Below are 23,909 nucleotides of genomic sequence, written 5' to 3'. Positions count from 1 at the left end.
GAGCTCGACGACTGCTGATCAGGGACGAACGGCGGTGGTGGCGCGATCGCGCAGCGTCAGATCGCGATGGGTGGCCGCGGCCCGCCAGCCGTCCGCCGCGAGCAGCTCACGGATCGGAGCGCCCTGCAGTTCTCCGTGCTCGATCACGAGGGTTCCTCCGGATCTCAGCAGGCGCAGAGCCCTGGTGCTGAGCACCCGGACGACATCGAGCCCGTCCTCTCCGCCGTAGAGCGCGAGGGCGGGGTCGAACAGCCGGACCTCGGGGTCACGGGGGATCGCCTGTGCCGGCACGTAGGGCGGGTTCGAGATGACGACTGCTGCCGTACCGTCCAGTTCCGGGAACGCCTCCGCGAGGTCCGACAGCACGAGCGTGAGGTTCTCGACGCCCTCGACGTTGCGGCGGGCCCAGGCGTGCGCCTCCGGAGAGAGTTCTGCGGCGTAGACCCGCGCATGCGGCACCTCGGTCGCCATCGCGAGCGCGATCGCACCGCTCCCGGTGCCGAGATCGACGCCGATCGGGGAAGGATCGCCCGATCCCAGGAGAGCGTCGATCGCATACTGCACCACCGTCTCCGTCTCGGGACGCGGGACGAAGACGCCGGGACCGACCGCGAGCTCCAGGTGCCGGAACGGTGCCGTTCCCGTGAGATGCTGCAGCGGCTCCCTGCGCGCGCGGCGGGCGACGAGGGCGTCCAGCGCCGCCGCGTCGTCATCGTCGAGCCGGTCACCGCGGATCACCGCCGCCTGCACCTCTCCCCGGCGCTGTCCGCGGACGTGCCCGGCGAGCAGCTCCGCGTCGACGAGGGGGTCGGGCACGCCGGCGTCGGCGAGACGCTGCGCGGCGGCGCGCACGGCGGCGGCGAGGGAGAGATCGGGCATGGCTCCAGCGTAGAGTGCGCAGCCGTCACAATGCCCCGTGCCCCATCGCGCTCGCCTAGGCTGGAGCGGCAGCGCACCCGCACAGGAAGGCTCCCCCATGTCCGGCATCCACCCCGACATCACCACCGCTTTCGGGAACACCCCGCTCGTCCGCCTCAACCGCGTGACCGAGGGCCTCGGCGCCACCGTGCTCGCGAAGCTCGAGTACTACAACCCGGCGTCGAGCGTGAAGGACCGCATCGGCATCGCCATGATCAACGCGGCCGAGGCCGCCGGCGAGCTCTCCCCCGGCGGCACCATCGTGGAGTCGACGAGCGGCAACACCGGTATCGCCCTCGCCATGGTCGGCGCCGCCCGCGGCTACCGCGTCATCCTCACCATGCCCGCCTCGATGTCGAAGGAGCGCCGTGTGCTGCTCAAGGCCTTCGGCGCGGAGATCGTCCTCACCGACCCCACCAAGGGCATGAAGGGGGCCATCGAGGAGGTCAAGCGGATCGTCGACGAGACCCCCGGCGCCGTCTGGATCCGCCAGTTCGAGAACGCCGCGAACCCGCAGATCCACCGCCAGACCACGGCGCAGGAGATCCTCCGGGACACCGACGGCGCAGTCGACATCTTCATCGCCGGCGTCGGCACGGGCGGCACCGTCACGGGCACCGGGCAGGCGCTGAAGGCGGCGAAGCCCGAGGTCCAGGTCATCGCCGTGGAGCCCAAGGATTCCCCCGTCCTGACCGAGGGGCACCCCGGACCGCACAAGATCCAGGGCATCGGCCCGAACTTCGTGCCCGATGTGCTCGACCGCGACGTGCTCGACGAGATCATCACGGCGGAGTTCGAGGACTCCCTGCGCGTGGCCCGAGAGCTCGCCGCGAAGGAGGGACTGCTGGTCGGCATGTCCTCCGGCGCCGCCGTCTCGGCCGCGCTGACCGTCGCCGCGCGCCCGGAGAACGCCGGAAAGACCATCGTCGTGATCATCCCGGACACCGGCGAGCGGTACCTCTCCACCGCCCTGTTCGAGGATCTGCGCGAGGACTGAGGTCGTCGATGGGCATGATCGGGCGAATGCGCGAGGACATCGCCGCCGCGCGCCTTCGCGATCCGGCCGCGCGCAGCGCGATCGAGGTGGCTCTGCTCTACCCCGGCCTGCATGCTGTCTGGGCGCACCGCGTCTCCCACGCGCTGTGGCGGCGACGCTTCCGACTCCTCGCCCGTGCCGGGTCACAGGTGTCCCGCTGGCTGACCGGCGTCGAGATCCACCCGGGAGCCCGGATCGGCCGGCGCTTCTTCATCGACCACGGCATGGGCGTCGTGATCGGCGAGACCGCGGAGATCGGCGATGACGTGCTCATGTACCACGGTGTGACCCTCGGCGGTCGGACACGGGACGTCGGCAAGCGGCACCCCACCCTGCAGGACGGCGTCGCCGTGGGCGCGGGGGCGAAGATCCTCGGCCCCGTCACGGTCGGCGCCCGCTCGGTGGTGGGTGCCAACGCCGTGGTCACGAAGGACGCACCCGCCGACAGCGTGCTCGTGGGCGTGCCGGCGAAGCCGCGCCAGCGGAGCGCCGGTGAGGACACCAGAGCCCTGCTGACCGCCCCGGACTACTCCATCTGACGCGCCGCCCGGCGACCGGCGTTCTTCGTCACTGCGCGACGAAGAACGGGACGGCGCCGACCAGGATGCCGATCCCCAGCATCACGAGTGACACGATGACCGCGCGCCACAGCACCTTGCGGTGGTGGTCTCCGAGGTTCACCCCGGCGAGGGAGACGAGCAGCAGGATCGCGGGCACGAGCGGGCTCTGCAGGTGCACCGGCTGTCCGGTGATCGAGGCCCTGGCCATCTCGACCGGATCGATGCCGAAGTTCGCGGCGCTCTGCGCGAGCACCGGGAGGATCCCGAAGTAGAAGGCGTCGTTCGACATGAAGAAGGTGAACGGGATCGACAGCACACCCGTGATCGGGGCGAGGAAGGGCCCGAGCGCGGGCGGAAGCACGTTCGTGATCCAGGTCGCCATGGCGTCGACCATGCCGGTGCCGGAGAGGACTCCCACGAGGACGCCGGCCGCGATGACCATCGACACGACGCCGACGATGCTCGGGGCGTGCGCGACGATCTCGGCCGCCTGCTCCTTGATGCCGCGGAAGTTGACGACGAGGGCGATGCCCGCGCCGACCATGAACACGTAGGGCAGCGGCAGGATGTCGATCACCAGGAGCACCATGACCGCGACGGTCAGGAGGAGGTTGAACCAGATCAGCCGCGGACGCAGGGTCGGCCGGGCCGGGTCGAGCATGGTGTCGGCCATCGCCGTGTCCGCAGGGTCGACGCTCCCGGCGGCGACCGGAGCGTGTCCGCCGGCGACGACGACGAGATTGCCGGTGCGCAGCGAGGCGCGCGCGCCCGGCTTGAGCTCGGCGCCGCGGAAGATCCGAGGCACCGAGGAGAGGACGCCGCCGTCGACTCCGGTGAGCCGGCCGTCCGCGTCGATCCGCCCCAGGCGCCGCCGCTCCCCCAGGCCGAGGAGCCAGGCGAAGCCGAGCGTCACGACGATGCCTGCGCCCAGAGCGGGGAGCATCGGCACGAAGATCTCCGTCGGCTGCACACCGAGCGCGGTCGCGGCGCGCACGGTCGGGCCGCCCCACGGGACGATGTTGAGCGTGCCGTTCATGAGTCCGGCGACGCAGGTGAGGACCACGGGGCTCATACCGAGGCGCAGGTAGATGGGCAGCATCGCGGAGGTCGTGATGATGAACGTCGTCGAGCCGTCGCCGTCGAGGGACACCGCGCCCGCGAGGATCGCCGTCCCGAGCACCACCTTTGCGGGGTCGTCACCGAGCACCCGCGTGATCAGCCGGATGAGAGGGTCGAAGAGTCCGACGTCGATCATGATGCCGAAGAACATGATCGCGAACATCAGCAGCGCCGCCGTGGGCGCCATGGTGCCGATCGAGTCGAGGATCATGTCGCCGAGCCCGAGCCCCGCTCCCGCGAAGAGCCCGAAGGCGGTCGGCACCAGGATCAGGGCCACCATCGGGGTGAGGCGCTTGGTCATGATCAGCGTCATGAACACGAGGACCATCGTGAAGCCGAGGATGACGAGCACGCCCTCCGGCGGCACGAAAGCCACGTCGTAGGTCGGTGCCTCCTCCTCGGCGGCAGCGATCAGCGCGGTCGATGCGTGGAACATGCGTGACTCCTTCGTCGTCGCTCCGTCATCGCTGACGGATCCTGACGAGGCTAGGGAATCCGCGGACGCGGAGCGCGGTATGCCGCATAACCGCGCCTTGTGCGCGTACCGTGACTTCTGCGCATATTGCGCGATGGGAGGAGGTGGCGATGGCCCCGCGGAGACGGGTCCGGTTCGCGACCCGCGCGCTGCTGCTCCACCTCGCGGCCGTCGCCCTGGTCGTGACGCTGTGCACGGGCGTGTACCTCGCCCTCGCGGTTGAGCAGTTGCGCGCCGAGGCGGAGTCGACCGCGCTCGGCATCGCGAGGACCCTGGCCGAGGATGCGCAGGTGCGGGCGGCGGTCGCCGCCGTCTCCGCCTCGGACGACGAGCCGGACGCGGAGGCGCTGCGCGACGGAGACCTGCAGCAGATCGCCACGGACGTCATGGCCCGCACCGGGGCCCTGTTCGTCGTCATCACGGACGATGAAGGCATCCGTCTTGCTCATCCCCTGCCGTCCCGGATCGGCGAGGTGGTGAGCACCCCCTTCGCCGCGGTGCTGGCGGGCCACGAGGTGGTCGACTGGCAGACCGGCACGCTCGGCGAGTCCGCCCGCGCGAAGGTGCCGGTGCGCGACGACTCCGGCACGCCGGTCGGCGAGATCAGCGTCGGGTTCGAGCGCGCGGGTGTGTTCGACGACCTGCCTCCCCTACTCGACGCTCTCGGTCTCACTGCCGCCGGCGCGCTCGCCCTCGCCCTCTTGACCTTCCTCCTCCTGCGCCGCCGCTGGGAACGGTTGACCATCGGCGTGCAGCCCGAGGAGCTGGTCGCCCTCGTGCAGAATCAGACGGCGGTGCTCGACGGCGTTGGCGACGGCGTGCTCGCGGTCGATCAGGACGGTGTCGTGCGCGTGAGCAATGCGGCGGCGGACCGGCTCCTCGGGCTTCACGATCCGGTCGGCCACACCGTGGACGCGCTCCCACTCCCGCCAGTCGTGCGGGATACCGCCACCGGGGCTCGCGACCGTGCGGAGGCCGTCGTCGGCGACCGGATGCTGTACCTCGAGTCGCGTGCGGTGCGACGCGACGGGCGCGCGCTCGGCGAGGTGCTGATCGTGCGCGACCGCACCGACCTCATCGCCCTGACCGAGCGGCTGGAAGCCGTCCGGACGATGACCTCCGCGCTGCGTGTCCAGCGCCACGAGTTCGCGAACCGCCTTCATGTGGCCGCGGGCCTCATCGACGCCGGTCGTGTCGACGACGCCAGGGCATTCCTCGACGAGCTGGTGAGCCGCGGTCCGGTGGCGTTCCCCGTCACCGGACTCGACCTCGTGCGCGACCCGTTCCTGCACGCCTTCCTCGGAGCGAAGGGCGTCGAGGCCGCCGAACGGGGCGTCGCCCTGCGGATCGGAGACGAGACCCAGCTGATCGGCACCGTCCGCCGGGCCGAGGACGTGGCCAGCGTGCTCGGCAACCTCGTCGACAACGCGGTCGTGGCCGCTGTCGCGGGCGCGCGGGAGCCGCGGTGGGTGGAGGTCTCGGTGCTGAGCGACGGTGACGCGCTCGTCGTCACGGTGGCCGACTCCGGCGAGGGGCTCCGCCCGTCCGATCCCCGGCCGCGCGCCGACGACGGGAGCGGGGACTCCGTGCACGGACACGGCATCGGACTGCCGCTCGCGACGGAGATCGCCCGCCGCAGCGGAGGCGAGCTCTGGATCATCGACCCCGGCGGTCCCGGCCACGGCGCGGTGTTCGCCGCCCGCCTCGGGGATGCCGTCGACCCCGCTCCGCGTGTCCCGAAGGAGGACCCATGACCGAACCGCTGCGCGCGCTCATCCTCGACGACGACTTCCGGGTGGCCGATCTGCACCGGACGATCGTGGAAGACCACCCCGGGTACGCCGTGACCGGGACCGCGCGGTCCTGCGCCGAGGCACGCGACCTCGTGCGCTCGACACGCCCCGATCTCCTGCTCGCCGACGTCTATCTCCCCGACGGCGACGGCATCGGGCTCGTCCGCGAGGCCGGCGTCGACGCGATCCTCATCTCCGCCGCGGACGACGCCCCCACGGTACGACGGGCGCTGCGGACCGGCGCCGTCGGCTACCTCGTGAAGCCCTTCGAGCGCCGTGCCCTCACAGGGCTCCTCGACCGATACACCCGCTACCGCAATCTGCTCGCGGGCGATCGTGCGCTCACGCAGGAGGACGTGGACCGCGCGCTGGCGATCCTGCACGGGGGCGGCGAGCCGGTCTCCCTGTCGCGTTCGGCAACCGAGCAGCGCGTGCTCGAGGCGCTCGGGGCCGACGAGGCCTCCGCCGCGGAGGTCGCCGAACGGGTCGGCATCTCCCGCGCCACGGCGCAACGGCACCTCGCCGCTCTCGCCGCGCGGACCATCGTCGAGGTGCGGTTGCGGTACGGGTCGACCGGGCGTCCCGAGCACCGGTACGCCGCGCGCACCTGACGCCGTCGCGGCGGCCGCTCAGCCCTCGGAGCCGACGGCGGCGAGACGCGCCTCCTCGTCGGCGGCGATGGCGCTCTCGATGATGGGGTCGAGCGCACCGTCCATGACCTGATCGAGGTTGTACGCCTTGAACCCGGTGCGGTGATCCGCGATCCGGTTCTCGGGGAAGTTGTAGGTGCGGATGCGCTCCGAGCGGTCCATGCCGCGGATCTGCGACTTGCGCGCGTCGGAGGCGGCCGCATCGAGCTCCTCTTGCTGCTTGGCGAGCAGTCGGGCCCGGAGCACCCGCATCGCCGCCTCGCGGTTCTGCAGCTGCGACTTCTCGTTCTGCATCGACACGACGATCCCGGTGGGCACGTGCGTGATGCGGACAGCGGAGTCGGTGGTGTTCACCGACTGCCCGCCGGGTCCCGATGAGCGGAACACGTCGATCTTCAGATCGTTCTGATCGATCTGGATCTCCTCGGGCTCGTCCACCTCGGGGAACACGAGCACGCCGGTCGTCGAGGTGTGGATGCGCCCCTGCGACTCCGTCGCGGGAACCCGCTGCACGCGGTGCACGCCGCCCTCGTACTTCAGATGCGCCCAGACGCCCTGCGCGGGGTCGGACGACGAGCCCTTGATCGCGACCTGCACGTCCTTGTAGCCGCCGAGGTCGGACTCGTTGCGCTCGAGCAGCTCGGTCTTCCACCCCTTCGACGCGGCGTACTGCACGTACATGCGCAGCAGATCCGCGGCGAACAGTGCCGACTCCGCGCCGCCCTCCCCCGCCTTGATCTCCATGATCACGTCGCGGGCGTCGTCCGGGTCGCGCGGGATGAGAAGGCGCCGCAGACGCTCCTGCGCCGCCTGCACGCCCTCTTCGAGGGCGGGGATCTCCGCGGCGAACGCTTCGTCCTCACGGGCCAGTTCCCGCGCCGCCTCGAGATCGTCGACGGCCCCCGTCCACGCCTCGTGCGCCGCGACGATGCGCGACAGTTCGGCGTACCGACGGTTGACGCGCTTGGCGCGCGCCGCGTCGGCGTGCACCGCCGGGTCGGAGAGCTCCTCCTGGACCCGGCGATGCTCGTCGATCAGAGTCTGGACGGACTCGAACACGTCGGACCTCAGCGGATGTTGTTGTCGTGCCCGTGGGCGCCCGAGGGCAGCGTCGGGATCGACTTCTGCATCTGCACGAGGAACTCCACGTTGGAGTGGGTCTCCTTGAGCTTGCCGAGCACGACCTCCAGGGCCTGCTGCGGGTCGAGGCCGGCGAGAGCGCGGCGCAGCTTCCAGGTGATCTTGACCTCGTCGGCCGAGAGCAGCATCTCCTCGCGGCGGGTGCTGGACGCGTTGACGTCCACCGCCGGGAAGATGCGCTTGTCGGCGAGCTGACGGGACAGCCGCAGCTCGCTGTTGCCGGTGCCCTTGAACTCCTCGAAGATGACCTCGTCCATCTTGGAGCCGGTCTCGACGAGCGCGGTGGCGAGGATCGTGAGGGATCCGCCGTTCTCGATGTTGCGGGCGGCACCGAAGAAGCGCTTCGGCGGGTAGAGCGCGGACGCGTCGACGCCACCGGTGAGGACGCGGCCCGACGCCGGAGCGGCCAGGTTGTACGCGCGTCCGAGGCGGGTGATCGAGTCGAGGAGCACGACCACGTCGCGGCCCAGCTCGACGAGGCGCTTGGCCCGCTCGATCGCGAGCTCGGCGACCGTCGTGTGGTCTTCCGCGGGGCGGTCGAAGGTCGAGGCGATGACCTCCCCCTTCACGGTGCGCTCCATGTCGGTGACCTCTTCGGGGCGCTCGTCGACGAGCACGACCATGAGGTGGACCTCGGGGTTGTTCTGCGCGATCGCGTTGGCGATCTGCTGCAGGACGATCGTCTTGCCGGCCTTCGGCGGCGCGACGATGAGGCCGCGCTGGCCCTTGCCGATCGGCGCGACGAGGTCGATGATCCGCTGCGTGAGCTTCTCCGGAGCCGTCTCCAGGCGCAGACGCTCCTGCGGGTAGAGCGGGGTGAGCTTGCCGAACTCCACGCGGGTGGCCGCGTCGTCGACGGAGAGGCCGTTGATCGAGTCGACCTTGACCAGCGCGTTGTACTTCTGGCGGCCCTGCTGCTCGCCCTCGCGCGGCTGCTTGATGGAGCCGACGACGGCGTCGCCCTTGCGGAGGTTGTACTTCTTGACCTGGCCGAGCGAGACGTAGACGTCGCTGGGGCCGGCGAGGTAGCCGGTCGTGCGCACGAAGGCGTAGTTGTCGAGCACGTCGAGGATGCCGGCGATCGGGATGAGGACGTCGTCCTCGGTGATCTCCGTCTCGAACTCGTCGACCTGGCCGCCGCTGCGACGCTTGTTGCGCTGACGGTTGCGGCCGTTGCCGTTACCCGACTGGTCGTCGTCGGCCGGCGCGTTCTGTGCCTGCTCCTGGCCGCCGCCCTGACCACGGCCACGGTTGCGGTTGCGGTTGCGGTTGCGGCCCCGACCGCCCTGCTCCTCGCCGTTGTCCGCCTCGCCGGATGCATCCTTCGCCGGACCGTCCGCCTCGGCCTCGTTCTTCGCGGCAGCGCTGTCGTTCTTCGACTCGCTCTTCGCCGCATCGTTCTTGGCGCGGCCGCCCTGAGCAGCGCCCGCCTCGGCGGTCTCCGCCGTGCTGTCGGCCGGTGCGGCCTCGGCCTTCTCGGTCTTCGCCTGCGGGGCCTCGGCGTCCGCCTTCTTCGTACGACGCCCGCGGGCGGACTTGGGGGCCTCGGCGGGCGCCTCGGTGGTCTCGGCAGCCGGTGCCGCTTCCGCCGGTGCGGCCTCGGCCGGAGCCTCGGCGTCCGCCTTCTTCGCCCGCGTGCGGCGCGGAGCCTTCGCCTTCGGGGCCGCCTCCGCCGCCTCGGCGGAGTCGCCGGCAGCCGCAGGGGCCTCCGCCGAACCGGACTCCTCCGCGGCCTTGGCCGCCTTGGCCGCAGCCGTGGCGGTGTTCGCCCGGCGCGGCGCGCGCTTCTTGGCCGGAGCCGACTCGGTCGCCTGCTCGGCGACGGGGGCGTCGGCGGTCGGAGCCGCCTGATCGTTCTGGGTCTCGGAGAGGTTCTCCACGAGTACTCCCTTATAGGTCATGGGAAATGAGCGTGAACGCGCACAACGGGTGCTGCGCACGATCGCACGGGCTGACGCTCGGCGTCAGCCAGCCTCGGCACTTGTGCCTCAGGGGTTCGCGTGCGGGTCTTGCAAGAGATGCAATGGGGCCAGATTCACGAATGCTACGTGGAGCCCTCCGCTCGATCCCCCACTGTACCACCACGGACGTCGACGGCGAGCAGGAGCGCCTCCCACGGGGTGTCGGTCACCCTGTTGGCCACCTCCACCGCATCCAGCCGACTGCCGGGACCGTCGGCGAGCACGAGCACGCTGGGCCCGGCACCGGAGACGACGGCCGCGAATCCCGCGGCGCGCAGCGCCTGCACGAGGCGCTGCGTCTCGGGCATGGCGCCGGCGCGGTAATCCTGGTGCAGCCGGTCCGCGGTCGCGTCCAGCAGCAGCTCCGGGCTCTGCATCAGCGCCGCGATGAGCAGCGCCGACCGGGACACGTTGAACACCGCGTCGGCCGTGGAGACGTGCGGCGGCTGCAGGGAACGGGCCTGCGAGGTGGACATCGTGTAGGCCGGGACGAGGACGAGCGGGGAGACGCCGCGGTGCACGAGGAGCTTCTTGTGCTGCGGGCCGCGCTCCCCCATCCACGCGATCGTGAGTCCGCCGAACAGTGCGGGCGCCACGTTGTCCGGGTGGCCCTCCAGCTCGGTCGCCAGGCGCAGCAGATCGGTGTCGGAGATGTCGACGTCGCCGGCCAGCAGCCCCTTCGCCGCGAGCACGCCGGCGGCGACGGCCGCACCGGAGGACCCGAGACCGCGGCCGTGCGGGACGGCGTTCTCGGCCACGATGCGCAGACCGGGCATCGACCGACCGACGTCGGCGAACACGTGGGCGATCGTCCGGACGATGAGGTTGGACGCATCCTGCGGGATGTCCTCGGCGCCGGAGCCGGAGACCTCGATCTCGAGCTGCCCTGCGGGAAGCGCCGTCACCTCGAGACGGTCGTAGATGCTGAGCGCCAGGCCGAGCGTGTCGAAGCCGGGGCCCAGGTTGGCGCTCGTCGCCGGCACCGTCACCTCGACCGTGCGGCCCACGCGCGCACCGTGCTCCTCGGGGGCGGGAGCCGTGGCCGTCACCGTGGTCACTCGCCTTCCACCCGGAGGACGGACACCACACGAGCGACGACGTCGCTGCCCGCGAGCACGTCCACCGTGTCGCTGAGGGCCTGCTCCGTCGCGCGGTGCGTGCCGATGATGAGGCGCGCGGTCGGCTCGTCCTCCCCCTCGACGGTCTGCACGACGGTCGCGACGGACACCCCGCCGTCGCTGAGGATCCCGGCGACGGTCGCCAGCACGCCGGGGGCGTCGGAGACCTCGAGGGTGATCTGGTACCGCGTCGTGACGTGGCCGATGGGCACGACGGGGAGGTTCGCCCGGGTCGACTCGCCCACGCCGACGCCGCCGGCGATATGCCGACGAGCGGCGGAGACCACGTCGCCGAGCACGGCCGAGGCCGTCTGGATGCCGCCCGCGCCGGCACCGTAGAACATCAGGGAGCCCGCCGCCTCGGCCTCGACGAAGACGGCGTTGTTGGCGCCGTGCACGGAGGCGAGAGGGTGTGCGACCGGCACGAGAGCCGGGTAGACCCGCACCGAGATGGACTCGGCGCCGTCGGCCTCGATGCGCTCGCAGACGGCGAGCAGCTTGATCACGAAGCCCGCCGCGCGGGCCTCCTCGATCATCGACGCCGTGATGGCGGTGATCCCCTCGCGGTGCACCGCATCAAGCGGCACCGCGGTGTGGAAGGCGAGGCTGGCGAGGATCGCGGCCTTCTGCGCGGCGTCGTAGCCTTCGACGTCCGCGGTGGGGTCGGCCTCCGCGTATCCGAGGCGCTGCGCGTCCGCCAGCACGTCGGCGAAGTCGGCGCCCTCGGTGTCCATCCGGTCGAGGATGTAGTTCGTGGTGCCGTTGACGATGCCCATGATCCGCACGACGCGGTCACCCGCGAGCGAGTCGCGCAGCGGACGGATGATCGGGATGGCACCCGCGGCCGCCGCCTCGTAGTACACCGAGGCGCCGACGCGATCGGCCGCCTCGAACAGCTCCGGCCCGTGGGTGGCCAACAGCGCCTTGTTGGCCGTGACCACGTCGGCTCCGGAGCCGATCGCCTGGAGGATGTTCGTGCGGGCGGGCTCGATGCCGCCGATGAGCTCGATCACGATGTCGGCGCCGAGGATGAGCGACTCGGCGTCGGTCGTGAAGAGCTCCTTCGGGAGGTCGACGTCGCGGGGCGCGTCGAGGTTGCGCACCGCGATGCCCGCCAGGTCCAGCGCGGCACCCGCGCGGTCGGCCAGCTCGTCGCCGTGGCGGAGCAGGAGGGCCGCCACCTGGGAGCCGACGGCTCCGGCGCCCAGCAGCGCCACGCGAAGTCGTCTGTAGTCAGTCATGGATGCTCCTTCGGTGGTGGGTCATCGTGCTCCCTCAGGGGCGTGCGCCCCGTCGATGCCCGCGTCGCGGGCCAGCAGGTCGTGGACGGTCTCGCCGCGGACGATCACCCGCGAGCGCCCCTCGCGCACTGCGACGATCGGCGGCCGCGGGACGTGGTTGTAGTTGCTCGCGAGCGAGGCGCAGTAGGCGCCGGTCGCCGGGACGGCCAGCAGATCGCCCGGTGTCACGTCTCCGGGGAGGTACTCGTGGTCGACGACGATGTCGCCGGACTCGCAGTGTTTGCCGACCACTCGGCTCAGCTGAGGCTCGGCCGTCCCCGTCCGCGAGGCGAGGCGGGCGGAGTAGCTGGCGCCGTAAAGGGCGGTGCGGGCGTTGTCGCTCATCCCGCCGTCGACGCTGACGTAACGCCTGGTCGCTCCCGAGGCGACCGTGACGTCCTTCGTCGTCCCGACCTCGTAGAGGGTCACACCCGCCGTGCCTACGATCGCGCGCCCGGGCTCGAACGAGAGCGCGGGCACCGCGATGCCCCGCGCCGCGCAGCCCTCGGCGACCGCCGCCACGATGCCGTCGGCCAGCTCGTCGATCGGCGTGGGGTCGTCGACGCGGGTGTAGGCGATGCCGAAGCCGCCACCGAGGTTCAGCTGCGGCACCGGTCCGTCCTCGAGGAGGGCGGCGTGCAGTTCGAGCACGCGCGACGCGGATTCGCGGAAGCCGGCCACGCCGAAGATCTGGGAGCCGATGTGGCAGTGCAGGCCGGCGAACTCGAGCCCCGGGATCTCGCGGATGCGCGCCACGGCGACCTCGGCTTCGGCGAGCGGGAAGCCGAACTTCTGATCCTCGTGGGCCGTGGCGAGGAAGTCGTGGGTCTCGGCGTGGACGCCGCTGATGACCCGGACCATGACGCGCTGCACGGTGTCCGTACGCGCCGTGATGGCGGCGAGGCGCTCGATCTCGATCGCGCTGTCGACGACGATCGTGCCGACGCCGAGAGCGACCGCGCGCTCCAGCTCGGCGACCGACTTGTTGTTGCCGTGGAACCCCAGCGAGGCCGGCGCGACCCCCGCGGCGAGGGCGACTTCGAGCTCACCGCCGGTGCACACGTCGACGCGGAGCCCCTCGTCGACGACCCAACGGGCGACCGTCGTGCACAGGAACGCCTTGCCGGCGTAGTACACCTGCGCGGTAGTGCCGTGCGCGGAGGCGGCGCGGTCGAAAGCGTCGCGGAAGGCCCGGGCGCGGCGACGCACCTCGTCCTCGTCGAGCACGAGGAGCGGCGTGCCGTAGGTGCGGGCGAGCTCGGGCGCCGGCACTCCGGCGAGCACGAGGCTGCCGTCCTCGTCGCGCGTGGCCGACGATGGCCAGACACCCGGCGCGAGATCGTTCGGATCCTCGGGGACGACGAGCCAGTCCGGAGCGAGCGTGGCGGCAGAGTCGAGCACGGAACACCAATCGTGGGACGGATCTCGGGCGGAGGCGCACATCGAGTTGCCCCGATTCTAGGGCACCCTCTGTCCCGGCCTGGTCATGGTGACACGCCGCGTCAACCCCCTGGGGAGCGGTACCGCCCGGCTCATAGGGTGGGCACGTGGCAGACACCGACAACCGAGACTCCGAGAACCGCTCCGCAGCCCCGGCCCGCCCGGGGCTCGTCGCCCGCATCACGGGCCCGGTGATCGCCTGGGCCCTGGCTCGGCGACCGGTGAGGGCGGTGCTGCTGTACTCCGAACGACGCGGTCCGATGCTCGCCGACAGCGTGACCTATCGCGCCCTGTTCAGCGTGTTCGCGGGCGTGCTCCTCGGCTTCTCCCTCGCGGCCCTCTGGCTCTCCGGCAACCCGGAGGCCTGGCGCGCGATCATCGACGCCGTGCAGTCCGCGGTGCCCGGGCTCATCGGAGAAGGCGGCGTCATCGACACGAAGGACCTCCGGACTCCGGCGTCGTTCTCGATCGCCGGCATCATCTCCCTCGTCGCCCTGATCGGTGCCGCCCTCGGCGCCATCGGCTCGCTCCGCACGGCCATCCGGACCATCGCCGGCACGATCCAGGCGGACATCCTGTGGATATGGGTCATCGTCCGCAACCTGCTCCTCGCCGCCGGCATCGGGATCGCGTTCGTGCTCGCCGCCGGGATCACGTTCATCGGTCAGCTCGGGGTGACCTGGATCGGCGACCTGCTCGGGGTGCCGTCGGATTCACCTCTGCTCTCCTGGACGGTCCGGATCCTGTCGCTTCTCGTGGTCTTCATCCTCGATGCCGCCCTGATCGTCGGCGCCTTCCTCCTGCTCTCCGGCGTCCGGCCGGCCGCCCGTTCCCTGTGGAGCGGCGCCTTCCTCGGTGCCTTCGGCCTCATCGTGCTGCAGCAGCTCTCCGGACTGTTCGTGGGCGGAGCGACGAGCAATCCCCTGCTCGCCTCGTTCGCTTCCCTCCTCGCCCTCCTGATCTGGCTCCAGCTCTCCACGCAGGTCATCCTCGTCGCGTGCGCGTACATCGTCACGGCCGAAGAGGAGCGCGGCGACCGCCTGCACGAACGGTTCGGCGCGCGGACGTTCGTCCAGCGACGGCTGCAGCGCGCCGAGGTCGACGTCAAGATCGCCACGGCCGAGCTGCGCGACGCCCAGCGTGCGGCGGCCGAGGAGAACGGCACCGCCGCCACGGAGTGATGCCCTCGTTGTGACCGGAATCGATACGATGGTCACAACGAGAGGGGACGCATGTCCGCACCACGACGGCACACCGTGACCGTTCCCGGCGCGGCGGTTTCGATCCTGGAATGGCGCCCGTCCGGGGAGATGCAGCCGCCCGTGCTGCTGCTGCACGGCGGCGGGGCCGACAGTGCGGAGCTCTCCTGGGGCGAGGTCGGGCCGGCGCTGGCTGCGGCCGGGCACCGCGTCGTCGCGCCGGACCACCCGGGCTTCGGACGCAGTTCACACCTCGATGCACCGCTGACGCAAGAGCGCCTGGTGCAGTATGTCGGCGACCTCGTCGATGCCCTCGGGCTGCACGCCTACGCCATCGGGGGCCTGTCGATGGGCGCGGGGATGGCGCTGGGCCATCTGCTCGACCGCCCGGACGGAGCGCACGCCGCCGCCCTCCTCGGCAGCTATGGTCTGATGCCGCGCCTGACGGACGGCGCCTTCGGACCCCTCTCCCACCTGTCGACGTTCCTGCTCCTGCGTTCGGGCCTGCTCGGTGCGATGACACGCGTCTACGCACGCGACCGCAAGGCGATGACGCGAGGCCTTCAGGATCTCGTGCGCTCCCCCGACGCCCGCACCCCTGCTCTCGTCGACGCGGTGCTCGCCGAGGCTGCGACCGGCTCCGGTCTCAAGACGTTCGGCGGCTGGCAGCGCGACCAGGTGCGGCCGCTGCGGCTCCGCACCGACTACCGTGATCGACTCGCCGAGATCCGCGTCCCCGTCCTCCTCGTGCACGGCGACCGCGACTCCGGCGTCCCGCTCCGACGGGTCGAGGCGGCCGCGGAGAGCCTGCCGGACGGGCAGCTCTTCGTGGCCCCCGGCGCCGGGCACTGGGTGCAACGGGACCGTCCCGACCTCGTGATCCCCGCCCTGCGCGAGTGGTTCGCACGAGGCTCCGATGCCTAGGCCGCTCGTCCCGGACCGCCGGGCACGCATCCTCGACGCGGCGGAGGGGATGGTCCTCGCGGAGGGGTTCGACACGATGAGCGTCGCGGCGATCGCCCGCGTGGCCGGTATCGGCAAAGGCGCCGTCTATCTGGAGTTCGCCGCGAAGCGCGACATCCTCGACGCCCTGCTCCAGCGCGGAACCGCTCGGATCGCCGACGCCGTCGCCCGCACCGCAGGACCGCAGCCCTCGCTCAGCGCCCTCTACCGCGCCACGGCGGCCGCGCTGCTCGACGACGAGCTCATGACGGCAGCGTTCCTCGACGATGCGGGAGTGCTCGGCGCGCACGTCGCCACGCAACCGACCTCCCGGTACCGGACACGTCACGAGCGGGTCGTCACCGGGCTCCGTGACCTCCAGCGTCAGGGCCGTATCGTGCCGGACGTGGAGCCCGAAGCCCTCGCCCTCGCGCTCTCCAGCGCCACCCTCGGACTGCTCTCCGCGGCCCGAACGCTGGGACCGCTCGATCGGGGCACGCTGAAGAGCGCCATCGACACGGTCGGCCGCATGGCCGCGAGCTTCGAGACGGAGTGACATGCATCACGAGACATCGGGTCCCCCGGGAACACCACCGCTTCTGCTCCTGCACGGCGGCGGCGTCGCCGGCTGGATGTGGGAGCCGCTGCGCACGCACCTCGATCCTGCGCGGCGGGTCATCGTCCCTGATCTTCCCGGTCACGGCCGCAGCGCGACCGAGGACTACGCGTCGCACGAGGAGACGGTGGCGGCGCTCGTCCCCCTGCTGGAGCGGGAGACGGGACCGGCCACGGTCGTCGGATTCTCCCTCGGCGCGCAGCTCGCCGTCCTGCTCGCGGCACGACGCCCGGACCTCGTCGCCGACGCCGTCGTCATCAGCGCCCAGGCAGAACCGCTGCGCGCCATCCGACCGACCCTCGCGCTGCTCCGCCTCACGGCCGGGCTCGCCAGGAACGAGCGCTTCGCCCGTCTGCAGGCGCGCGAGCTGTTCATCCCGGACGCGCTGCTCCCCCGCTATCTGGAGACCTCCGCCGCCATCTCACGCACGACCCTGCTGCGCGCCGTCGAGGAGAACCTGCGTTTCACGCCGCCGCCCGCGTGGAGCACGCACCCCGGCTCGGCACTGGTCCTCGTCGGAGGCGACGAGAAGCCGCTCATGCGCCGTTCCGCCGCGCTGCTGAACCGTGTCCATCCCCGCAGCACCCTCGAGGTCCTCCGTGGTTGCGGACACGGCATCCCCCTGCAGCGGCCGACGGAGCTCGCCGCACGGCTGCAGGAGCGCCTGCCCGATTGAAGCGGGGTCCGGTCAGCGGTCGCAGGACCCCTTCTCCTGGAGCGCCTCATCCGTGACGATCGCCCCGTCCACGTCGATGTCGATCACGGCCTGATCGTCGACGATCTCGACCCCCGTCAGCGTGAGACCGGCCGGGAGCTGGTCCGCGATGCACACCCGCCGCGGCTGCGTGATCCCGTCACCGAGGGAGCCGAGCGACGACCCGACGCTGTCGAGATCGATGTCGACGCCGCCGATGCTCGCCGCCACCGGGGTGAGTTCGAGGTCGCCCTCGACAGCCCCCGGAGTGAGGGTGACGGAGACCGGGACCGCGGTGCCGAGCACGTCGAACGAGCCTCCGAGGGTCGCGTTCGGTGCCGCGAACTCCACGGTGTCGACCGGGAGCTCCGAGTCGGCGAGCAGAGCGGTGAACTGCTCCTGGTCGATGCGGATGGTGCCGTCGGCGCCGTCGAGGTCGCCGCCCCGCAGCGGAACGCCGGTCGCCGTGACGTCAGCCGCACCGGTGATGCCCTGCAGCGTGACGGCGTCCGTCGACAGCCGCAGGGTGTCGAGACGACCGGCGAGCAGCTGTGGGAGGAGGACCCCCTCGGTCTCGACGTCCAGCTGCTGGTCGGCAGGGAGGTCGAGCTGCTCGATGACGATCGAACGCACGACGCCGGGCAGTACCGCACGGGCGACGAGCTCCGCCGCGACCACGAGGGCCGCGACCACCACCACGACGATGAGGACGACCCACGGCCACCGGCGCCGCCGCGGCGCTGACCCCTTCCGCTCGCGACCGTCCGCCGGGTCCGGGACCACGAGCGTCGGGTGCTCGTCCGAGGGCTTCGGGTACGGGAGGGTCGGGTTGTCGTCGCTCATGGCGCTCCCTACATGCGCTCGGGCGCGGAGACGCCGAGCAGGTCGAGCCCATTGCGGAAGACCTGGCCGGCGGCGTCGTTCAGCCACAGGCGCGTGCGGTGCACGTCCTCCACCGGGGCGTCGCTGAGCGGGATCACCCGGCAGTTGTCGTACCAGCGGTGGTACAGCCCGGCGAGCTCCTCCAGGTAGCGCGCGACGCGGTGCGGCTCGCGCACCTCGGCGGCGAACGCGACGATGCGCGGGAACTCCTGGAGCGCGCCCAGCAGCGCTGCCTCGGTCTCGTGCGTGAGGGTCTCCGGGGCGAAGACCGAGCGGTCGATGCCGGAGTCGGCGGCGTTGCGCGCGACGTTGTGGGTGCGGGCGTGTGCGTACTGCACGTAGAACACCGGGTTGTCGTTCGTGCGCTTCTGCAGCAGCTCCGGGTCGAGGTCGAGCGGCGAGTCGGCCGGCGAGCGCTCCAGCGAGTAGCGCAGCGCGTCCGTGCCGAGCCAGTCGAGCAGGTCGTCCATCTCGATGATGTTGCCGGCGCGCTTGCTGAGGCGGGCGCCGTTGATCGAGACCATCTGGCCGATCAGCACCTGGATGTTCTTCGCGGGGTCGTCGCCCGCCGCCCCCGCGACCGCCTTGAGACGGTGCACGTAGCCGTGGTGGTCGGCGCCGAGCAGGTAGATCTTGTCGCGGAAGCCGCGGTCGCCCTTGTTCAGGTAGTAGGCGGCGTCGGCGGCGAAGTAGGTGTACTCGCCGTTCGAGCGGCGGATGACGCGGTCCTTGTCGTCGCCGAAGTCGGTGGTGCGCACCCAGACGGCGCCGTCCTCGTCGAACACGTGGCCCTGCTCGCGCAGACGGTCGACGGCCTGGTCGATGAGGCTGGTGCCCGAGGCGTCCTTCGCGTGGAGGGTGCGCTCGGAGAACCACACGTCGAACGGCACGTTGAAGCGCTCGAGGGAGTTCTTGATCTCGGCGAGCTGGTACTCGTAGCCGAGCTCGCGGGCGACGGTGAGCTGGTCCTCCTCGGGGAGGTCGAGCAGGTCGGGACGGGCCTCGAGAACGCGACCGGCGAGCGTCGCGATGTACTCCCCCGGGTAGCCGCCCTCCGGCGTGGGCTCCCCCTTCGCCGCGGCCAGCACGGACGCGGCGAAACGGTCCATCTGCACGCCCGCGTCATTGATGTAGTACTCGCGCACCGCACGGGCGCCGCTCGCGAGGAGCAGGCGGACGATCGCGTCGCCGAGGGCCGCCCAGCGCGTGTGCGCGATGTGCAGCGGTCCGGTGGGGTTCGCCGAGACGAACTCCACGTTGACGCTCACGCCCTCCTGCGAGGAGTTCGTCCCGTAGGCGGGACCGGCGTCGACGATGACCTTCGCGAGCGCACCGGCGGCCGCCGCGTCGAGGCGGATGTTGAGGAAGCCGGGGCCCGCGACCTCCACGCTCGCGATGCCGTCCACATCGGCCAGTCCGTCGGCGATCTGCTGGGCGAGCTCGCGCGGGTTCGTGCCGAAGGGCTTGGCCAGGCGCATGGCGATGTTCGAGGCCCAGTCGCCGTGGTCGCGGTTGCGCGGGCGCTCCAGCACGATGTCGGCGGCGGAGAGGTCGAACGGCTCGCCCGGACGTCGTTCCTCGGCGATGGGGGCGAGGACGGCGAGGAGGGCGTGGGCGAGCGTTTCAGGATTCATAGATCCCCCAGTTTACGGGGGTGCGCCGGCCCGTTCCGTCGCCCCGTGTCCTGCCGAGTTTGCGATCCGTCCTCCGTGATCTACTCTCACACCATGAACGCCCCCGCCGCCCCTCGTCGACTGCGCATCGCGGGCGTCGCCGCCGCCCTCCTCGTCGCCGTCGCCGCGGGCGTTCTCGGAGTCTGGCGGCCCTGGGTTCCGGCGCCGTCATCCCTCCCGGTCGGCGCCGCCGCCGGAGACGAGTCCGCCGCGGTCATCGCCCCCGCGCCGCTCGTGCTCCCCGACGAGCCGACCGTCCTCGTGTTCGGTGATTCCTGGACCTACGGTTCGGCCGCCTCCGACCCCACGCTCGGCTACGCGTACGTGCTCGCCGACCTCCTGCACGGCTCGACCATCGTCGACGGCGTCCGCGGCAGCGGCTACCTCAAGCCCGGGATCGACGGCCCCGACTTCGGCGACCGCATCGCGGCGCTGGACCCGACCCTCGATCCGGACCTCGTCATCATCCAGGGCTCCATCAACGACCGGGCGCAGGGCGAGACCGGCTACCGCGAGGCCGTGACCGCCGCGTGGGACGCGCTGACGGCGCTGTATCCGGAGGCGGCGATCGTGGTCCTCGGTCCCGCGCCGCACGAGCTGCCGGTGGGCGCGCAGACCGCACGGATCGACCGGGATCTCGCAGCTCTCGCCTCGGCCCGCGGTTGGTGGTACATCTCCCCGATCGAGCGGGACTGGATCACCGAGGACAACTATCTCGCCGTCATCGACGTGGAAGTCGGACGCAAGCATCCGTCCACCGACGGCCACCGCTATCTCGCCGAAAGGCTCGCCGCGGCGCTCGACGAACTGCGCGCCGCGCCGGTCACGGAGGCCGGTGGGTCGGAGACCACCCCCGACGAGTGATATTGTCGATCGGTACGCCTCCGTAGCTCAGTGGATAGAGCGCCGGTTTCCGGTACCGTAGGTCGCAGGTTCGACTCCTGTCGGGGGCACGTACAGCAAGAGGGATCGTCCAGACGGACGGTCCCTCTTCTCGTTCCCCCGGAGGTCGCTCAGCGGGCCCGCCGCCCGGACCGGTAGCCTGGATCCGTGCCTTCCCTCCTCATCGCCGGTTCGACGCGCGCCCCGCGCCGTCTGTCGTCCGCGACGCCGATGACGGAGTGGATGCGCGTGGTGCTGCACCCCGGCACCAACGGGTGGACGAGCGTCTGGGGCACCCTCTCGCACGGCGAGATCGCCGGCTGCCCGCCGCCACGGGGATAGGCCGCGCCCGGACGGGTGCGGCGACATCGCGCCACCCATCCATCTGCCGTGAGGTATCCCTGTGTCTTCTTCGTCGTCCCCTGCCCGTCTCCGTCTCGCGCCGCATGAGCTCTGGCGCGGCATCCGCTCCACCGCCCGCAGCGACGTGCTCGGCGGCGGTCTGCTCCTGACCGCCACGCTCGCCGCCCTGATCCTCGCCAACTCCCCCGCTGCCCCCTGGTACGAGGCCATCAGGGACTTCCGCTTCGGGATCCCGGAGTGGCACCTCGAGCTCAGTGTCGGCGCCTGGGCCGCCGACGGTCTCCTCGCGGTGTTCTTCTTCGTCGTCGGACTGGAGCTGAAGGAGGAGTTCGTCGCCGGGCGTCTGCGCGATCCGCGCCGTGCCGCGCTTCCGATCGCCGCCGCGGTGGGCGGTGTCATCGTCCCCGCCCTGTTCTTCGTCGCGATCAACGCCGCGTCGGGCGCCGAGGTCCTCCGCGGATGGGCGATCCCCACGGCCACGGACATTGCGTTCGCGATCGCGGTGCTCGCCGTCGTCGGCCGCTTCCTGCCACCGGCGTTGCGGGTGTTCCTGCTGACCCTCGCGATCATCGACGACCTCATCGCCATCACGATCATCGCCACCTTCTACACCGAGGCCATCAGCTTCCCCTGGCTGATCCTGGCGCTCCTCCCCCTCGCGGGCTTCGCACTCGCTGTGCAGAACGGCATCCGGTCCTGGTGGATCCTGCTTCCCCTCGCCCTGGCCGTCTGGGCGTTCGTACATGCGTCCGGGGTGCACGCCACGGTCGCCGGCGTGCTGCTCGGCTTCATGGTGCCGGTGCGTCCGACGGAGCGCGCGCGGGTGCGGACCGGGACGGACGCCGACGGCGCCCCGGTCTACGACGGTCTCGCCGCGCACTTCGCCGACCGCTGGGGGATCGTCGCGACCCTCGTCGCGGTCCCGGTGTTCGCGTTCTTCGCGGCCGGGGTCGAGATCGGCGGCGTGCACGGCCTCGTCTCGGCGCTGACCGACCCCATCACGATCGGTATCATCGTGGGACTCGTGCTCGGTAAGCCCGTCGGCATCCTGCTCACGACCTTCCTGTTGAGTCGCGTACCGGCCCTGCGCCTCGATGAGTCGCTGCGCTGGCCGGATCTCGCGGGCATGTCCCTGCTCGCGGGCATCGGGTTCACGGTCTCGCTGCTGGTGGGCGAGCTCGCGTACGGCAGCAGCAGCGTCGCGGACGATCAGGTGAAGATCGGCGTGCTCGTCGGCTCCCTCCTCGCCGCGGTCCTCGGTGGCCTCGTGCTCGCGGCCCGCAGCCGCCGGGCACGCGCGGAGATCGGGTCCCCGCCCAGGGCCTGACCTCGGCCCGCTACGCTCCCCGGCGCCATCCGTCAATGCCCTGAGTCATCCTCGAGGCGGCGCCTAGCGTCGGTCACTCCACGTAGCGAAGGAGCATCCGATGAAGGCGATGACCTACCGCGGACCGTACAAGATCCGCGTCGAGGAGAAACCTGACCCGACGATCCAACACCCCAACGACGCGATCGTCCGGGTCACGAGAGCCGCCGTGTGCGGGTCGGATCTCCACCTCTTCCACGGCATGATGCCCGATACGCGCATCGGGCACACCTTCGGTCACGAGATCGTCGGGGTGGTGGAGGAGGTCGGCCCCTCGGTGGAGAGCCTGCGGGCGGGAGACCGGGTGATGGTGCCGTTCAACATCTACTGCGGCTCGTGCTACTTCTGCCGCCGAGGCCTCTTCTCGAACTGCCACAACGTGAACCCCAACGCGACCGCGGTCGGGGGGATCTACGGCTACTCGCACACGACAGGCGGGTACGACGGCGGGCAGGCGGAGCGCGTGCGTGTGCCGTTCGCGGATGTCGGCCCGTCGGTGATCCCGGAGTGGCTCGCCTCCGAAGACGCGCTGCTGCTGACCGACGCGTTCTCCACCGGCTACTTCGGCGCGCAGCAGGCCGACATCGCCGAAGGGGACACGGTGGTCGTGTTCGGCGCCGGTCCCGTCGGCCTAGCCGCCGCCCGCTCGGCCTGGTTCCTCGGCGCAGGACGGGTCATCGTCGTCGACCACCTCGACTACCGGCTCGAGAAGGCGCGGGACTTCGCCTTCGCCGAGACGATGCACCTCCACGAAGCCGGTGACATCGTGCTCGCCCTGAAGAAGGCGACCGGCTACCTCGGCGCGGACGTGGTGATCGACGCGGTCGGCGCGGAGGCGGACGGCAGCGTCGTCCAGCATGTGACCGCCGCGAAGCTCAAGCTGCAGGGCGGTTCCCCCGTCGCGGTGAACTGGGCCATCGACAGCGCGCGCAAGGGCGGCACCGTGTCCATCCTCGGCGCGTACGGTCCTCTGGTGACCTCGGTGCGCCTCGGCGACATCATGAACAAGGGACTCACGGTGCGCGGCAACCAGGCTCCCGTGAAGAGGCAGTGGCCGCGACTGCTCGAACACATCCAGGCGGGGCACATCCGTCCCTCCGAGCTGCTGACGCATCGCTTCCCGCTGGAGCACATCGCGGAGGCCTACCACGTGTTCTCGTCCAAGCTCGACGACTGTATCAAGCCGCTCATCGTCGTCGGAGAGGAATGACCATGCCGTACGAAGGATCTCGACCCATCCCCGCACCGACCCCCGAGGAGCTGCGTGCCCGGATCCCGGGCTGGGGCGCCGACCTCGCCCCCGAGCACCGCCGCACCTGGCAGCAGCTGGAGGATGTCGGCGACACCGGCGCGCATTGGGACCTCCCCGAGCGTCAGGGCCCCGACCGCGGCCGCGAGCGCTCCATCGAGCACGGGATGCTGCCGCCCGTCTGGGGCACCGCCCAGCCGCTGCACGGCCTGTCCGGCGCCATCCGGCGCGTGGCCTACGACCGGTTCAGCGAGACGAAGAACACCCGCTGGCTGCTGCTCGTGCTGGGCGACCGGGTCGATGCGGTGACGGCGCACGCGCGCTCCCTGCTCACCCGGCGACCGGACGACCCCATCACGCAGACCGGTGTCCTCGCGGAACCGCAGCATCGTCCGCTCGCGTCGCGGTTCGGACGGGGACGGATCGATCTCCGGCACACCTGGCTCGACCCGATCATCGTCGTGGGACCCTGGGTGCTGACGGTGGTCCTGAGCGTCCGCGCTCTCCGCCGCCTCGGCCGTCGGCACTGAGCCGGGACCGAGACGGCGGCGTG

Annotated in this window: 22 protein-coding genes and 1 tRNA gene; 14 read left to right on the top strand and 9 right to left on the bottom strand. The window is 71.4% G+C overall.

Annotated features, from left to right (window positions below; all coding sequences use genetic code 11):
• Positions 1 to 18: 18 nt before the first annotated feature.
• The gene (prmC, locus tag C6C15_RS06650; protein ID WP_060922510.1) at positions 19 to 879 is read right to left on the bottom strand and encodes a peptide chain release factor N(5)-glutamine methyltransferase; all 861 of its coding nucleotides are present in this window, start codon (positions 877 to 879) and stop codon (positions 19 to 21) included.
• Between the two features lie 97 nt (positions 880 to 976).
• On the opposite strand from prmC, the gene cysK reads away from it, so the two are divergent.
• Positions 977 to 1,915 carry a cysteine synthase A gene (cysK, locus tag C6C15_RS06645; RefSeq protein ID WP_105949610.1) on the top strand — a complete coding sequence of 313 codons (939 nt, stop codon included), beginning with the start codon at positions 977 to 979 and terminating at the stop codon, positions 1,913 to 1,915.
• A gap of 8 nt (positions 1,916 to 1,923) precedes the next feature.
• Positions 1,924 to 2,493 (top strand): serine O-acetyltransferase EpsC, encoded by a 570-nt coding sequence (gene epsC / locus C6C15_RS06640; protein ID WP_060922512.1) that lies wholly within the window; start codon positions 1,924 to 1,926, stop codon positions 2,491 to 2,493.
• A 28-nt stretch (positions 2,494 to 2,521) separates the two neighbouring features.
• Here epsC and C6C15_RS06635 read toward each other — a convergent pair whose 3' ends face one another.
• The gene (locus C6C15_RS06635; protein ID WP_105949609.1) at positions 2,522 to 4,069 is read right to left on the bottom strand and encodes a CitMHS family transporter; all 1,548 of its coding nucleotides are present in this window, start codon (positions 4,067 to 4,069) and stop codon (positions 2,522 to 2,524) included.
• 149 nt (positions 4,070 to 4,218) lie between these two features.
• On the opposite strand from C6C15_RS06635, the gene C6C15_RS06630 reads away from it, so the two are divergent.
• On the top strand, positions 4,219 to 5,862 hold the full coding sequence (locus tag C6C15_RS06630) for a sensor histidine kinase (RefSeq protein WP_105949608.1): 1,644 nt from the start codon (positions 4,219 to 4,221) through the stop codon (positions 5,860 to 5,862).
• Positions 5,859 to 6,512: a response regulator gene (locus tag C6C15_RS06625; RefSeq protein ID WP_105949607.1), complete on the top strand. Its 654-nt coding sequence runs from the start codon at positions 5,859 to 5,861 to the stop codon at positions 6,510 to 6,512. Before C6C15_RS06630 ends, C6C15_RS06625 begins: the two co-directional genes overlap by 4 nt.
• An 18-nt stretch (positions 6,513 to 6,530) precedes the next feature.
• On the opposite strand, the gene prfA is transcribed toward C6C15_RS06625, so the two are convergent.
• The 5 genes from prfA to lysA all read right to left on the bottom strand — a co-directional run bounded on the left by prfA (position 6,531) and on the right by lysA (position 13,451).
• Complete coding sequence (gene prfA, locus C6C15_RS06620; RefSeq protein ID WP_071328361.1) at positions 6,531 to 7,610, bottom strand: peptide chain release factor 1; 1,080 nt, start codon at positions 7,608 to 7,610, stop codon at positions 6,531 to 6,533.
• A gap of 8 nt (positions 7,611 to 7,618) precedes the next feature.
• Positions 7,619 to 9,592, bottom strand: coding sequence for a transcription termination factor Rho (rho, locus tag C6C15_RS06615; protein WP_105949606.1), 1,974 nt, complete (start codon positions 9,590 to 9,592; stop codon positions 7,619 to 7,621).
• A gap of 143 nt (positions 9,593 to 9,735) precedes the next feature.
• Complete coding sequence (gene thrB / locus C6C15_RS06610) at positions 9,736 to 10,701, bottom strand: homoserine kinase (protein WP_234024239.1); 966 nt, start codon at positions 10,699 to 10,701, stop codon at positions 9,736 to 9,738.
• 5 nt (positions 10,702 to 10,706) lie between these two features.
• Positions 10,707 to 12,011: a homoserine dehydrogenase gene (locus tag C6C15_RS06605; protein WP_105949605.1), complete on the bottom strand. Its 1,305-nt coding sequence runs from the start codon at positions 12,009 to 12,011 to the stop codon at positions 10,707 to 10,709.
• Positions 12,012 to 12,032: 21 nt separating this feature from the next.
• Positions 12,033 to 13,451, bottom strand: coding sequence for a diaminopimelate decarboxylase (gene lysA, locus C6C15_RS06600; RefSeq protein ID WP_234024227.1), 1,419 nt, complete (start codon positions 13,449 to 13,451; stop codon positions 12,033 to 12,035).
• A 146-nt stretch (positions 13,452 to 13,597) separates the two neighbouring features.
• Here lysA and C6C15_RS06595 point away from each other — a divergent pair, with 146 nt between their 5' ends.
• The 4 genes from C6C15_RS06595 to C6C15_RS06580 are packed head-to-tail and all read left to right on the top strand — an operon-like array spanning position 13,598 to position 16,923.
• Positions 13,598 to 14,671 (top strand): YihY/virulence factor BrkB family protein, encoded by a 1,074-nt coding sequence (locus C6C15_RS06595; protein WP_199787698.1) that lies wholly within the window; start codon positions 13,598 to 13,600, stop codon positions 14,669 to 14,671.
• A gap of 51 nt (positions 14,672 to 14,722) precedes the next feature.
• Positions 14,723 to 15,613 carry an alpha/beta fold hydrolase gene (locus tag C6C15_RS06590; RefSeq protein WP_105949603.1) on the top strand — a complete coding sequence of 297 codons (891 nt, stop codon included), beginning with the start codon at positions 14,723 to 14,725 and terminating at the stop codon, positions 15,611 to 15,613.
• A complete protein-coding gene (locus C6C15_RS06585) occupies positions 15,606 to 16,187 on the top strand; it encodes a TetR/AcrR family transcriptional regulator (RefSeq protein ID WP_105949602.1) in 582 nt (193 codons plus the stop codon). The genes C6C15_RS06590 and C6C15_RS06585 overlap by 8 nt, the downstream gene beginning before the upstream one ends.
• 1 nt (position 16,188) lies before the next feature.
• A complete protein-coding gene (locus C6C15_RS06580) occupies positions 16,189 to 16,923 on the top strand; it encodes an alpha/beta fold hydrolase (protein ID WP_105949601.1) in 735 nt (244 codons plus the stop codon).
• Between the two features lie 12 nt (positions 16,924 to 16,935).
• Here the strand turns inward: C6C15_RS06580 and C6C15_RS06575 are convergent, their stop codons facing one another.
• Together C6C15_RS06575 and argS are read right to left on the bottom strand one after the other, a co-directional pair.
• The gene (locus C6C15_RS06575) at positions 16,936 to 17,784 is read right to left on the bottom strand and encodes an LmeA family phospholipid-binding protein (RefSeq protein ID WP_060922231.1); all 849 of its coding nucleotides are present in this window, start codon (positions 17,782 to 17,784) and stop codon (positions 16,936 to 16,938) included.
• Between the two features lie 8 nt (positions 17,785 to 17,792).
• Entirely contained in the window at positions 17,793 to 19,457 is a 1,665-nt protein-coding gene (gene argS / locus C6C15_RS06570) for an arginine--tRNA ligase (RefSeq protein WP_060922230.1), read from the bottom strand.
• A gap of 93 nt (positions 19,458 to 19,550) precedes the next feature.
• Between argS and C6C15_RS06565 the strand changes: the two genes are divergently transcribed.
• The 6 genes from C6C15_RS06565 (at position 19,551) to C6C15_RS06545 (ending at position 23,886) form a co-directional block, all read left to right on the top strand.
• Positions 19,551 to 20,360, top strand: coding sequence for an SGNH/GDSL hydrolase family protein (locus C6C15_RS06565; RefSeq protein WP_105950780.1), 810 nt, complete (start codon positions 19,551 to 19,553; stop codon positions 20,358 to 20,360).
• Between the two features lie 16 nt (positions 20,361 to 20,376).
• Positions 20,377 to 20,449 (top strand) — tRNA-Arg (locus C6C15_RS06560).
• A gap of 97 nt (positions 20,450 to 20,546) precedes the next feature.
• Positions 20,547 to 20,720, top strand: a complete 174-nt coding sequence (locus tag C6C15_RS17210) for a hypothetical protein (protein ID WP_167627861.1) — start codon at positions 20,547 to 20,549, stop codon at positions 20,718 to 20,720.
• A gap of 61 nt (positions 20,721 to 20,781) precedes the next feature.
• Entirely contained in the window at positions 20,782 to 22,068 is a 1,287-nt protein-coding gene (gene nhaA / locus C6C15_RS06555) for a Na+/H+ antiporter NhaA (RefSeq protein WP_105949600.1), read from the top strand.
• 100 nt (positions 22,069 to 22,168) lie between these two features.
• Positions 22,169 to 23,317 carry a zinc-dependent alcohol dehydrogenase gene (locus tag C6C15_RS06550; RefSeq protein WP_105949599.1) on the top strand — a complete coding sequence of 383 codons (1,149 nt, stop codon included), beginning with the start codon at positions 22,169 to 22,171 and terminating at the stop codon, positions 23,315 to 23,317.
• Between the two features lie 2 nt (positions 23,318 to 23,319).
• Positions 23,320 to 23,886: a hypothetical protein gene (locus C6C15_RS06545; protein ID WP_060921617.1), complete on the top strand. Its 567-nt coding sequence runs from the start codon at positions 23,320 to 23,322 to the stop codon at positions 23,884 to 23,886.
• The last annotated feature ends 23 nt before the right edge of the window (positions 23,887 to 23,909 follow it).

The organism is Microbacterium sp. str. 'China' (assembly GCF_002993305.1).
Classification (GTDB): domain Bacteria; phylum Actinomycetota; class Actinomycetes; order Actinomycetales; family Microbacteriaceae; genus Microbacterium; species Microbacterium paraoxydans.
This window is presented reverse-complemented; position numbering and strand designations above follow the sequence as displayed.

Excerpts from the sequence above, each read along its gene's own strand:
- prmC (WP_060922510.1), bottom strand. The coding sequence starts at position 879 with ATGCCCGATCTCTCCCTCGCCGCCGCCGTGCGCGCCGCCGCGCAGCGT.
- cysK (WP_105949610.1), top strand. The coding sequence starts at position 977 with ATGTCCGGCATCCACCCCGACATCACCACCGCTTTCGGGAACACCCCG.
- epsC (WP_060922512.1), top strand. The coding sequence starts at position 1,924 with ATGGGCATGATCGGGCGAATGCGCGAGGACATCGCCGCCGCGCGCCTT.
- C6C15_RS06635 (WP_105949609.1), bottom strand. The coding sequence starts at position 4,069 with ATGTTCCACGCATCGACCGCGCTGATCGCTGCCGCCGAGGAGGAGGCA.
- C6C15_RS06630 (WP_105949608.1), top strand. The coding sequence starts at position 4,219 with ATGGCCCCGCGGAGACGGGTCCGGTTCGCGACCCGCGCGCTGCTGCTC.
- C6C15_RS06625 (WP_105949607.1), top strand. The coding sequence starts at position 5,859 with ATGACCGAACCGCTGCGCGCGCTCATCCTCGACGACGACTTCCGGGTG.
- rho (WP_105949606.1), bottom strand. The coding sequence starts at position 9,592 with ATGACCTATAAGGGAGTACTCGTGGAGAACCTCTCCGAGACCCAGAAC.
- C6C15_RS06605 (WP_105949605.1), bottom strand. The coding sequence starts at position 12,011 with ATGACTGACTACAGACGACTTCGCGTGGCGCTGCTGGGCGCCGGAGCC.
- C6C15_RS06590 (WP_105949603.1), top strand. The coding sequence starts at position 14,723 with ATGTCCGCACCACGACGGCACACCGTGACCGTTCCCGGCGCGGCGGTT.
- C6C15_RS06585 (WP_105949602.1), top strand. The coding sequence starts at position 15,606 with ATGCCTAGGCCGCTCGTCCCGGACCGCCGGGCACGCATCCTCGACGCG.
- C6C15_RS06580 (WP_105949601.1), top strand. The coding sequence starts at position 16,189 with ATGCATCACGAGACATCGGGTCCCCCGGGAACACCACCGCTTCTGCTC.
- C6C15_RS06575 (WP_060922231.1), bottom strand. The coding sequence starts at position 17,784 with ATGAGCGACGACAACCCGACCCTCCCGTACCCGAAGCCCTCGGACGAG.
- argS (WP_060922230.1), bottom strand. The coding sequence starts at position 19,457 with ATGAATCCTGAAACGCTCGCCCACGCCCTCCTCGCCGTCCTCGCCCCC.
- C6C15_RS06565 (WP_105950780.1), top strand. The coding sequence starts at position 19,551 with ATGAACGCCCCCGCCGCCCCTCGTCGACTGCGCATCGCGGGCGTCGCC.
- C6C15_RS06550 (WP_105949599.1), top strand. The coding sequence starts at position 22,169 with ATGAAGGCGATGACCTACCGCGGACCGTACAAGATCCGCGTCGAGGAG.
- C6C15_RS06545 (WP_060921617.1), top strand. The coding sequence starts at position 23,320 with ATGCCGTACGAAGGATCTCGACCCATCCCCGCACCGACCCCCGAGGAG.